This window comes from Larkinella punicea (assembly GCF_003334855.1).
GTDB classification, from domain to species: domain Bacteria; phylum Bacteroidota; class Bacteroidia; order Cytophagales; family Spirosomataceae; genus Larkinella; species Larkinella punicea.
On the sequence record NZ_QOWE01000009.1, the window covers coordinates 177,972 to 190,047 of the forward strand.

General features: G+C 50.2%; 8 protein-coding genes. All 8 read right to left on the reverse strand.

Annotated features, from left to right (window positions below; all coding sequences use genetic code 11):
- Positions 1-13: 13 nt before the first annotated feature.
- Positions 14-481, reverse strand: a complete 468-nt coding sequence (rpsG, locus tag DUE52_RS12805) for a 30S ribosomal protein S7 (protein ID WP_114406408.1) — start codon at positions 479-481, stop codon at positions 14-16.
- A 75-nt stretch (positions 482-556) separates the two neighbouring features.
- Entirely contained in the window at positions 557-979 is a 423-nt protein-coding gene (rpsL, locus tag DUE52_RS12810) for a 30S ribosomal protein S12 (RefSeq protein ID WP_114406409.1), read from the reverse strand.
- A 122-nt stretch (positions 980-1,101) separates the two neighbouring features.
- Positions 1,102-1,422 (reverse strand): DUF3467 domain-containing protein, encoded by a 321-nt coding sequence (locus tag DUE52_RS12815; RefSeq protein ID WP_114406410.1) that lies wholly within the window; start codon positions 1,420-1,422, stop codon positions 1,102-1,104.
- Between the two features lie 215 nt (positions 1,423-1,637).
- Positions 1,638-5,966 (reverse strand): DNA-directed RNA polymerase subunit beta', encoded by a 4,329-nt coding sequence (rpoC, locus tag DUE52_RS12820; RefSeq protein WP_114406411.1) that lies wholly within the window; start codon positions 5,964-5,966, stop codon positions 1,638-1,640.
- A 328-nt stretch (positions 5,967-6,294) separates the two neighbouring features.
- A complete protein-coding gene (rpoB, locus tag DUE52_RS12825; protein ID WP_114406412.1) occupies positions 6,295-10,158 on the reverse strand; it encodes a DNA-directed RNA polymerase subunit beta in 3,864 nt (1,287 codons plus the stop codon).
- A gap of 200 nt (positions 10,159-10,358) precedes the next feature.
- On the reverse strand, positions 10,359-10,739 hold the full coding sequence (gene rplL / locus DUE52_RS12830; protein ID WP_114406413.1) for a 50S ribosomal protein L7/L12: 381 nt from the start codon (positions 10,737-10,739) through the stop codon (positions 10,359-10,361).
- 94 nt (positions 10,740-10,833) lie between these two features.
- The gene (gene rplJ, locus DUE52_RS12835; protein WP_114406414.1) at positions 10,834-11,370 is read right to left on the reverse strand and encodes a 50S ribosomal protein L10; all 537 of its coding nucleotides are present in this window, start codon (positions 11,368-11,370) and stop codon (positions 10,834-10,836) included.
- A 1-nt stretch (position 11,371) separates the two neighbouring features.
- Complete coding sequence (gene rplA, locus DUE52_RS12840) at positions 11,372-12,070, reverse strand: 50S ribosomal protein L1 (protein ID WP_114406415.1); 699 nt, start codon at positions 12,068-12,070, stop codon at positions 11,372-11,374.
- Positions 12,071-12,076: the final 6 nt, after the last annotated feature.

Consider the following 12,076-nt stretch of genomic DNA (forward strand, 5'->3'; position numbering starts at 1 on the left):
GACTTGGTTCGGATTAGAACCGGAAGTGGGAGAATGCCTTGTTGGCTTCGGCCATCCGGTGGGTGTCATCCTTTTTCTTGACGGCAGCGCCTTCACCTTTTGCTGCTGCTACGATTTCCGCTGCCAAACGATCGACCATGGTTTTTTCACCACGTGAACGGGCATACTTGATCAGCCATTTCATGCCTACTGATACTTTACGATCAGGACGTACTTCCGTCGGAACCTGGAATGTGGCACCACCTACCCGGCGGCTTTTCACCTCAACTGAAGGCATTACGTTGTTCAATGCCTTTTTCCAAACGTCTAAGCCGTTGTCGTTGGTTTTTTTCTCAACCAGCGCCAGTGCGTCGTAGAAAATGGAGTACGAAAGGCTCTTTTTACCTTCGTACATGAGGTTATTAACAAATTTCGTTACCAGCGTCTCCTTGTATTTAGGATCGGGTAAAACGTATCTTTTCTTTGGTTTTGCTTTTCTCATGATCTTCAGATGATAAATCTTACTCTAAACGTTGTGCATCTTTGGCAACGCTCAGTCAATTAAATCCGGGAGCTATTATTTTTTCTTTTTAGCTGGAGCTCCCTTCGTCGGTGCAGCTACCTGACCCGGTTTCGGACGTTTCGTACCGTATTTCGAGCGGGCTTGTTTCCGACCGCTTACGCCAGCCGTATCAAGTGCTCCACGAACGATGTGATAACGCACACCCGGAAGGTCTTTCACCCGACCACCCCGTACCAGAACAATCGAGTGCTCCTGCAGGTTGTGGCCTTCGCCCGGAATATAGGCGTTAACTTCTTTGCCATGTGACAGACGCACACGGGCTACTTTACGCAAAGCCGAGTTTGGCTTTTTGGGGGTGGTTGTGTACACACGCGTACACACACCACGGCGTTGTGGGCAAGAGTCCAATGCCGGCGACTTTGATTTAAAAGTCAGCTTTTCACGGCCCTTGCGTACTAATTGTTGTATCGTAGGCATTGTATCAGAATTGGTATTACTACAGTCCTCTGGAAAAATAGGAGTGCAAAATTAGCTAAATCGGCTGGAAAACCAAAGTGACGGGCGAATTAATTTTCAGTAATTTCTTGTCCATTACCGGATTAGGCTTCGCCGATCGGTCCGCCAAACTGGGTCGGAAACCGAAACGCATCTTCAGCGCCGTTGATATCGCCATACGTATCTTCAAATTTCCGGATGTTATCTTTCAAGGCCGTCAACAACCGCTTAGCATGTTCGGGCGTCAGAATGATGCGGGATTTTACCTTGGCTTTGGGAATACCGGGCATCAGACGAATGAAATCGATGATGAACTCACTGTTGGAGTGAGCAATCATGGCCAGATTGGCGTAGATTCCTTCCGCAATTTCTTCCGTTAATTCGATGTTGATCTGTGCGTCCTGATCAGGTAACTGGTTTTCCATAGTCATTCGGTGTAAGAATCAAAGATAAAGAACTCTCTGCGGTTTTTCGTAGTTCAAAAAAACTGTGGGCATTTTTTATCCACCTGACAAACAACTTATTGACTATGCGGTGTCAGATCGCTGGTGGATTCTGGATTGAGTCGGCATTTATCTATACAAAAACAGGGCCAGACCGAATGGCCTGACCCTGTTTACCTTTCAAGTATGGATCGAAACTAAACCGTCTCGCGTTTTTTGCTGCGCGTAAATTTCTCACGCGTTTCAACGAACGTTTCGTATTCTTCTTTCGAATTGACAATGATGTTGGCGTACCGGCGCGTTCCCGTACCAGCCGGGATCAGGTGGCCCACCAACACGTTTTCTTTCAAGCCTTCGAGGTAATCGGCTTTTCCACGGATCGACGCTTCGCTCAACACCTTGGTCGTTTCCTGGAACGAAGCTGCCGACAGGAAGCTTTCCGTACCCAGGGACGCCTGTGTGATCCCCTGCAAGGTCGGTTGAGAAACCGCCGGCATCGCGTCGCGAACATCGACCAGTTTCAAATCCCGACGTTTTAGGCTCGAATTTTCATCGCGCAGACGACGTACGGAAATGATCTGACCGGCTTTCAGGGTTTCAGAATCACCCGGATCCATGACAACTTTCATGTTCATGATTTTGTCGTTTTCGGTCCGGAAGCTCCATTTGTCTACCGATTGCATATCCAGGAAGATCGTGTCACCAGCGTCCATGATTTCCACTTTCTGCATCATCTGACGAACGATAGCCTCGATGTGCTTGTCGTTGATCTTCACCCCTTGCAAACGGTATACTTCCTGAATTTCATTCACCAGGTATTCCTGAACCGCGGTTGGGCCTTTGATCGATAGAATATCCGACGGCGTAATGGCACCATCCGACAGCGGATCACCCGCCCGAACGAAGTCATTGTCCTGTACCAGAATGTGTTTCGACAACGGCACCAGGTATTTTTTCTTCGTTCCGTCTTTCGACTCGATATAGATTTCGCGGTTACCGCGTTTGATCGTACCGTAGGTAACAACACCGTCGATTTCGCTCACAACCGCCGGGTTCGACGGGTTACGCGCTTCGAACAATTCCGTTACCCGGGGCAGACCACCCGTGATGTCGCGGGTTTTACCGACGTTACGCGGAATTTTCGCCACCGGCTGACCAGCTTTGATCGACTGCCCGTTTTTCACAACCAGACGGGCACTTACCGGCAGGTTATAGCTTTTCTCGGTCGTGTCTTCCAGCAAAATACTGGTTCCTTTCACCATAATCGCCGGGTTTTTAGTCTTATCCCGACTTTCGATGATCACCATTTCCTGGAAGCCAGTTTGTTCGTCAAACTCTTCGCGATAGGTAATGGCTTCTTCGATGGCTTCGAATTCCAGTTTACCGGTTATTTCGGACAAGATAACGGCGTTGTAGGGATCCCAGGCGCAAAGTTCGTCTCCCTTCTTCACCAGTTGGTTTTCTTCAACCCGCATGAAAGCACCGTAAGGCACGTTATTGCTGATCAACACCAGATTCGGATTAGCCGGATCGACAATTTTAACTTCACCGGAACGACCCATCACGACCGTAATCGGGTTGCCTTCGTTATCAACTGATTCAACGGTCCGCATTTCTTCAAACTGAACCATCCCGTCAAATTTCGCCCGGATGGACGCATCGACTGCGATGTTTGAAGCCGTACCCCCAACGTGGAAGGTCCGAAGTGTCAACTGCGTACCCGGTTCACCGATGGACTGCGAAGCAATTACGCCCACCGCTTCACCGATGTCGACCATGCGACCCGTTGCCAGGTTCCGGCCGTAGCATTTCGCACAAACGCCTTTCTTGGCTTCGCACGTCAACACCGACCGGATTTCGACGGTTTCGATACTGGTTTCGTCAATAGCAGCCGCGATTTCTTCGTTGATTTCGCTACCACCCGCCACAATCAGTTCTTTCGTCAACGGATTGTAGACATCGTGTACCGTAACCCGGCCCAGAATCCGCTCCGACAGTGGTTCAACAACGTCCTCGTTGTCTTTCAAAGCCGAGATCTGGAGACCGCGCAGCGTTCCGCAATCGTCTTCCGTGATAATCACATCCTGCGCAACGTCGTGCAAACGACGGGTCAGGTAACCGGCATCCGCCGTTTTCAAAGCGGTATCTGCCAAACCTTTCCGCGCACCGTGCGTCGAGATAAAGTATTCCAATACGTCAAGGCCTTCTTTGAAGTTCGACAGGATCGGGTTCTCGATGATTTCACCGACTGAACCTTGCAGGTTCTTCTGTGGCTTGGCCATCAACCCCCGCATACCGCCCAACTGACGAATCTGTTCGCGTGAACCCCGGGCTCCGGAGTGCATCATCATAAAGATCGAGTTGAATCCTTGCTGATCGGCTTCCAACTGCTTCATCAGGGTTTCGGTGATCCGGCTGTTGACGCGCGTCCAGATGTCGATCACCTGGTTGTACCGTTCGTTTTCCGTAATCAGACCCATCAGGTAGTTGTTCCAGACCGACTCAACCTCCTGTTTGGCCTCACCAATCAGTTTTTCCTTCGCATCAGGAACCTTCACGTCACTCAAACCGATCGACAAACCGCCTTTGAAGGCCATCTGGAAACCGAGTTCTTTGATATCGTCCAGGAACTGAGCGGTTTTCGAACCACCCGAAATCTTGAAGATATACGAAATGATCTGCTGCAGTTTTTTCTTCGTCAGCAGTTCATTGATGTAACCCACTTCTTCCGGCACAGACTGGTTGAACAGCACCCGACCGGCTACGGTTTCTATGATTTTGGTTTCCAGTTCGCCTTTTTCATTCCGAACTTTCGTCCGGACATTCACATTCGCGTGCTTCGAGACTTTGCCTTCGTTGATGGCAATAATCACCTCTTCCGCCCCGTAGAACGTCATGCCTTCGCCGATAATCGGATACTCGGGCGTGCTCTTGCGGCCTTTCGTCACGTAGTACAAGCCCAAAACCATGTCCTGCGACGGTACCGTAATGGGTGCGCCGTTGGCCGGGTTCAGAATGTTGTGCGACGCCAGCATCAGCATCGAGGCTTCCAGAATGGCTTCCTGTCCCAGCGGAACGTGAACGGCCATTTGGTCACCGTCAAAGTCAGCGTTGAATGCCGTACAGACGAGTGGGTGCAACTGGATTGCTTTTCCTTCAATCAGTTTCGGCTGGAAAGCCTGAATACCCAAACGGTGCAGCGTTGGAGCCCGGTTCAACAGAACGGGGTGTCCTTTCAGTACGTTTTCCAGAATGTCCCAGATAATCGGGTCTTTCCGGTCAACGATTTTCTTCGCTGATTTTACGGTTTTTACAATACCGCGTTCGATCAGTTTCCGAATAATGAACGGCTTGAAGAGTTCAGCCGCCATGTCTTTCGGCAGACCGCATTCGTGCAGTTTCAGTTCTGGTCCAACGACGATAACCGAACGACCCGAATAATCGACCCGCTTACCCAACAAGTTCTGACGGAAACGTCCCTGCTTTCCTTTCAGCATGTCCGACAGCGACTTCAGTGCCCGGTTTCCTTCTGAACGAACCGCGTTGACTTTCCGGGAGTTGTCGAACAAGGAGTCGACCGCTTCCTGCAACATCCGCTTTTCGTTCCGCAGAATCACCTCCGGCGCCTTGATTTCGATCAGACGTTTCAGACGGTTGTTCCGGATAATCACCCGGCGGTATAAGTCGTTCAAGTCAGACGTAGCAAAACGACCACCGTCCAAAGGCACCAGCGGGCGCAATTCCGGCGGAATAACCGGCACCATGCGAATCACCATCCACTCGGGGCGGTTTTCAACACGGGTGTTGGCATCCCGGAAGGCTTCAACAACTTTCAGTCGCTTCAGGGCTTCTGCTTTCCGTTGTTGCGACGTATCGGTTGCCGCAGCGTGGCGCAGGTTGTATGACAGTTCGTCCAACTTCACCCGTGACAGCAGCATTTCGAGGGCTTCAGCCCCCATTTTGGCAATAAACTTCTGCGGATCAGAATCCGGCAAAAGCTGGTTACCACTCGGCAGTTTATCAACAATGTCCAGGTATTCGTCTTCCGTCAGGAAGTCCAGTTCCTGAATACCGTCTTCCCCTTTGATACCGGTTTGAACGACAACGTACCGTTCGTAATAGATAATCTGATCGAGTTTCTTGGTCGAAAGGCCGAGCAGGTATCCAATTTTATTCGGAAGACTCCGGAAATACCAGATGTGAGCCACCGGAACCACCAATTCGATGTGTCCCATCCGTTCCCGGCGCACCTTTTTCTCCGTTACTTCCACCCCACAGCGATCGCAAATAATGCCCTTGTAGCGAATCCGTTTGTACTTCCCGCAATGGCATTCCCAGTCTTTGACCGGCCCGAAGATCCGCTCACAGAACAAACCGCCCATCTCAGGCTTGTAAGTCCGGTAGTTGATCGTTTCAGGTTGGGTCACTTCCCCGTACGAACTCTCCAGAATGGACTCAGGCGAAGCCAGGCTTATCAGCACCCTGGAAAAGTCGCTGTTGAGTTTTTTGTTCTTCTTAAAGGACATACTTGTATGGATTTTTTAAAAGCTAACCACCACTAGATTAAACAACTTCTACGCAACTATCATTCACCGGTGTGATTGCCCGCACACACTGTACACGTTATGTAGCTGATCGTAAAGCATCCTGCGCTTTTTAGGAAGAGAAAGAAAACCGGTTTTGGCAATGTAAAAGCGCATATGCATAAAAAACAAGCACGTAGATTGATGATGTTCAACCGTGTACTTGTAGCTTTTTCAGGGATTTATGAGTTTTGGTGTCACACATGCAAATCCGTTCAGCGAACTAGTAATACCGGTCGGTTCAGTTGAACCGACCGGTAAACCATTTTTATTAATCCATCGTCACCTCAAGGGCCAGACCGCGCAGCTCGTGTACCAACACGTTGAACGATTCCGGAATATTGGGTTTCGGCAGATTTTCGCCTTTCACGATTGCTTCGTATGCTTTAGCCCGGCCCACGACATCATCGGATTTGACGGTCAGGATTTCCTGGAGAATGTGCGATGCCCCGAATGCTTCGAGCGCCCAAACTTCCATTTCACCAAACCGCTGACCTCCAAACTGTGCCTTACCACCCAACGGCTGTTGCGTAATGAGTGAGTACGGCCCAATCGAACGGGCGTGCATTTTATCATCCACTAAGTGACCCAGTTTCAGCATGTAAATAACACCCACGGTAACCTTCTGATCGAAACGTTCGCCCGACAACCCGTCGTGGAGATACGTACGGCCAAACGAAGGCAGCCCGGCATCATTCAATTCCGAAACAACCTGGTCTTCCGTTGCTCCATCGAAAATGGGCGTAGCATATTTGCGACCCAATTTCAAACCGGCCCAACCGAGTACGGTTTCGTAAATCTGACCCAGGTTCATCCGGGAAGGTACACCCAAGGGGTTCAGAACAATGTCGACCGGCGATCCGTCAGCCAGGAACGGCATGTCTTCATCCCGAACGATCCGGGCTACAACCCCTTTGTTCCCGTGACGACCGGCCATCTTGTCACCCACTTTCAGCTTACGCTTCTTGGCAACATAGACTTTCGCCAGCTTCACAATACCGGCCGGCAGTTCGTCACCCACTTCGAGCGTAAAGCGTTCACGCTTGAAACGGCCGGTGATTTCGTTCCGACGGTTGTTGTAATTTTTAACCATCTGGGTCAGCAACTTGTTCGTATGCGGATCATCTGTCCATCCTTCGATCAACAAGTCACCCAACAGGTTCACTTCTTCCGGAACGGAATAGCTGCTTTCGTCACGATACGGATTTTTGTCCGGGAACAGGTTATCCGTGATGTTCTTCCGGGTAAACTTAACGCCCTTGCTCGTGATGTTATCGCCAAATTTGTGGTTGATTCCCTGCGAAGTCTTCCCTTCCAGCAACGTCGACATCTTGTTGATCATGCGCTCGCGCACACCGACCAACTCCCGGCTATACCGTTTCATCAACGCCTTGATCTCATCCTTGTGCTTCGAGCGTTCGTCTTTGTTCGGACGCGAGAACAGCTTCGTATCAATGACAACACCTTTCAGCGACGGCGGTGCTTTTTTGGAAGCATCCTTCACGTCGCCGGCTTTGTCACCAAAAATGGCACGGAGCAGTTTTTCTTCCGGCGTCGGATCGCTTTCTCCTTTTGGCGTAATTTTACCAATCAGAATATCGCCTTCCTTCACTTCCGTACCGACGCGAACAATCCCGTTTTCGTCGAGGTTCTTCACGGTTTCTTCCGAAACGTTCGGAATTTCCGCCGTCAGTTCTTCTTCGCCACGTTTGGTATCCCGTACTTCGAGTTCAAACTCTTCAATGTGGATCGACGTAAAGATGTCTTCGCGAACAACGCGCTCCGAAATCACAATCGCATCCTCAAAGTTATAGCCCTGCCACGGCATGAAGGCCACCTTCATGTTTCGGCCCAGCGCCAGTTCACCGCCTTCGGTTGCGTATCCTTCGCAAAGCGGTTCGCCTTTTTTCACTTTCTGACCTTTCAGAACCATCGGCCGCAGGTTGATACAGGTATCCTGGTTCGTCCGGCGGAATTTAATCAGGTTGTAGGTCTTCAGATCGTCGTCAAAGCTGATCAACCGCTGATCGTCGGCCAAATCGTAGCGAACCACAATTTTGGTCGAATCCACAAACTCGATCACGCCGTTTTCTTCGGCGATAACCAGAGCGCGGGAGTCAATCGCAACGCGTCCTTCCAGACCGGTTCCAACAATCGGAGCCTGCGGGCGGAGCAGCGGAACGGCCTGCCGTTGCATGTTCGATCCCATCAGGGCCCGGTTGGCATCATCATGTTCCAGGAACGGAATCATCGAAGCGGCCACCGAAACAATCTGGTTCGGCGCAATATCCATATAGGTAATGCTCGACGGTTCCGAGATTGGGAAGTCACCTTCAAAACGTGACTTGATCCGGTCGCCCGTCAGCACCCCTTTCGGATCGACCTGCGTATTCGCCTGGGCGATATAATGCGTATCTTCTTCTTCGGCAGTCAGGTATTTCACCGGAATATCGGGCACGACTTTACCGCTATCAATGATCCGGTAAGGCGTTTCGATGAAGCCCATGCTGTTCACCTTCGCGTAGACACAAAGCGACGAAATCAAACCGATGTTCGGTCCTTCCGGCGTTTCGATCGTACACAGACGACCATAGTGGGTGTAGTGAACGTCACGTACTTCAAAACCGGCCCGCTCGCGCGACAGACCACCGGGTCCGAGTGCCGACATCCGACGCTTGTGCGTCACTTCGGCCAGCGGGTTAGTCTGGTCCATGAACTGCGACAACTGGTTCGTACCGAAGAACGAGTTGATGACCGAGGACAAGGTCCGGGCATTGATCAAATCGACCGGTTTGAAATCTTCGTTGTCCCGAACGTTCATCCGTTCTTTGATCGTCCGCGCCATCCGCGCCAGACCGACGCCAAACTGCGCGTACAATTGCTCACCGACCGTCCGGACGCGCCGGTTGCTCAAGTGGTCAATATCATCGACAACGGCTTTCGAGTTGATCAGACCGATCAGGTATTTCACGATGGAAACAATATCTTCCGTCGTCAATACCTTCGTATCAGGCGCTACATCAAGACCCAGTTTTTTATTGATCCGGTAGCGGCCAACATCGCCCAAATCATAGCGTTTATCCGAGAAGAACAAACTCTGAATAATTTCACGGGCGGTTTGCTCATCCGGAGCCTCGGTGTTCCGAAGCTGACGGTAGATTTGCTCAACCGCTTCTTTCTCCGAGTTGGAGCTATCTTTTTGCAGGGTGTTGTAGATGATGTTGTAATCAGCGACGTTCATATCCTCCTTGTGCAGGATGATCGACTTCTGCCCTGAATCGGTAATGGTGTCGATGTGATCAGCCGCAATGACCGAATCACGCTCCATCAATACCTCATTCCGGCTGATTGACACCACTTCACCCGTATCTTCATCCACAAAATCTTCCGTCCACGTCCGCAAAACCCGGGCAGCCAGCCGACGGCCCACTACTTTTTTCAGGTTTGCCGGCGTTGCCGGTATCTCTTCAGACAATCCGAACAGGTCCAGGATTTCCTTATCTGAACCAAAGCCAATGGCACGCAGCAGCGTCGTTACCGGAAATTTCTTCTTCCGGTCGATGTAAGCATACATGACGTTGTTGACGTCGGTTGAGAATTCAATCCACGATCCTTTGAACGGAATGATCCGTGCTGAATACAATTTCGTTCCGTTGGTGTGCTTGCTCATGGAGAAGAACACGCCCGGTGACCGGTGCAATTGGGAAACAATTACCCGTTCGGCTCCGTTGATGACAAACGAACCTTTCGCCGTCATGTACGGAATATTTCCTAAAAATACTTCCTGCTCAATGGTCTCGAAGTCTTCGTTGTCCGCATCGTTACAGGAAAGCCGTAATTTAGCTTTCAACGGCACCGAATACGTCAGACCCCGGTCGATACACTCATCGACCGAATATTTCGGGGGATCCACCGAATAATCGATAAACTCCAGCACGAAATTTTCGCGGGAGTCAGAAATCGGAAAATTTTCTTGAAAAACTTTAAACAAACCTTCTTTCGAACGATTATCAGAAGGGGTGTCTAACTGAAAAAAATCTTGGAAAGATTGTATCTGAACATCCAAAAAATCCGGATATTCGATCACTGGTTTGATTTTCGCAAAGCTTATACGCGTGGTTGTTTTCGTAGCCAAGACTTCGTTGCGTTTAGTGATAGTGATCGAGATTGACTCGTCCGCTTACTTTTGGTACACAAAAGGGCGTAAACGGACAACGTAATATACAGGAAAATAGTTTGCTTTCCCGTGTGTACAGCGCAAAACTCCCCAAACAGGAAAAGACCTGACAGATGCCAGGCCTATTCCCGGGGGAGAATGTGATGCCCCAAGCAGGGTTATTTCACTTCAACTTCTGCTCCGGCTTCTTCCAGTTGCTTGCGCAGCGCTTCGGCTTCGTCTTTCGCAACACCTTCTTTCACTGGTTTTGGAGCTGTATCAACCAATTCCTTGGCTTCTTTCAGGCCCAGACCGGTCAGGTCTTTCACCAATTTCACAACGGCCAGTTTGCTGGCGCCTGCTGCTTTCAGGATCACGTCAAAAGACGTTTTCTCAGGAGCGGCTGCAACTTCTTCACCGCCACCACCACCGGCTACCATCACGGGAGCTGCTGCTGCTGGTTCGATGCCGTATTCGTCTTTCAGAATAGCAGCCAGTTCGTTAACTTCTTTTACCGTCAGGTTGACAAGCTGCTCCGCGAACGCTTTCAAATCTGCCATTTTCGTATTCTTGATTAGATTGTTACAAAATTGATTTAAAACTGTACCCAGGGACCGGGGTTATTAGCCATTAGTCCGTGAGCATTGTATTGCGTCAGGCGGCTTCCCGCTCCGACAGTGTTTTGAGGATACCGGCCAGTTTGTTGCCACCACTCTGCAGACCAGAAATAACATTCTTGGCAGGTGATTGCAGCAAGGCGATAACGTCGCCGATGAGTTCGTTCTTGGTTTTCAGTGTCAACAGCGTCTCCAATTGGTCGTGACCAATAAACAGGCTGTAATCTACCGATGCGCCTTTCAGCTTCAGCTTATCATTACCGGCTTCTTTGCGGTATTGCTTGATCAGTTTGGCTGGAACTTTACCCGATTCCGCGTGGAACATCACGCCGGAGAATCCCGTCAATACAGCCTCATCGAAGGAAGCATAATCGGTTTCCAGCGTTTCCAGTGCTTTCCGGATCAGTGTGTTTTTGATAACCCGGTATTCGATACCCTGGTCGAAACACATCCGACGCAGTTTGTTTACTTCGGCAACCGACATGCCACTGGCATCGGTGATATAGAAGTAGGGAACCGTCTTGAACTTCTCGCTCAGTTCCTCAATAATCGCTCCTTTTTCTTCCCGTGTCATGTTACAGTCCTGATACCGTCGTTTTATCAATTACTACACTCGGACTCATCGTGCTTGACAAATGAATCGTTCTTACATACGTACCTTTTGAGGACGAAGGTTTCAGGCGCAGCAGGGTTGCAATAATTTCCTGTGCGTTTTCGGCCAGTTTGTCCGGGTCGAACGACACTTTACCAATACCGGCGTGGATGATTCCGAATTTATCGACTTTGAAGTCGATTTTACCGGCTTTCACTTCACGAACTGCCTTGCCTACTTCCGGCGTTACCGTACCCGATTTCGGGTTTGGCATCAATCCGCGCGGCCCCAGAACCCGGCCCAGTTTACCAACTTTAGCCATGACGTTCGGCATCGTGATGATCACGTCTACGTCCGTCCAGCCTTGTTCGATTTTGGTAATGTATTCGTCCAGCCCAACGAAATCAGCACCCGCTTCTTTCGCTTCAGCTTCTTTATCCGGTGTGCACAGTACCAATACACGAACGGTTTTACCCGTACCGTGTGGCAGTGTAGCCACACCCCGTACCATTTGATCCGCTTTCCGGGGATCAACGCCCAAACGAACGTCAATGTCCACCGAAGCGTCAAACTTCGTATACGAGATTGTCTTTAAAATCTCGGCAGCCTGCGCCAATGAGTACTCTTTCGCAACTTCGTATTTGCTCAGAGCATCCTTTTGTTTTTTAGTCAATTTTCCCATTATCTT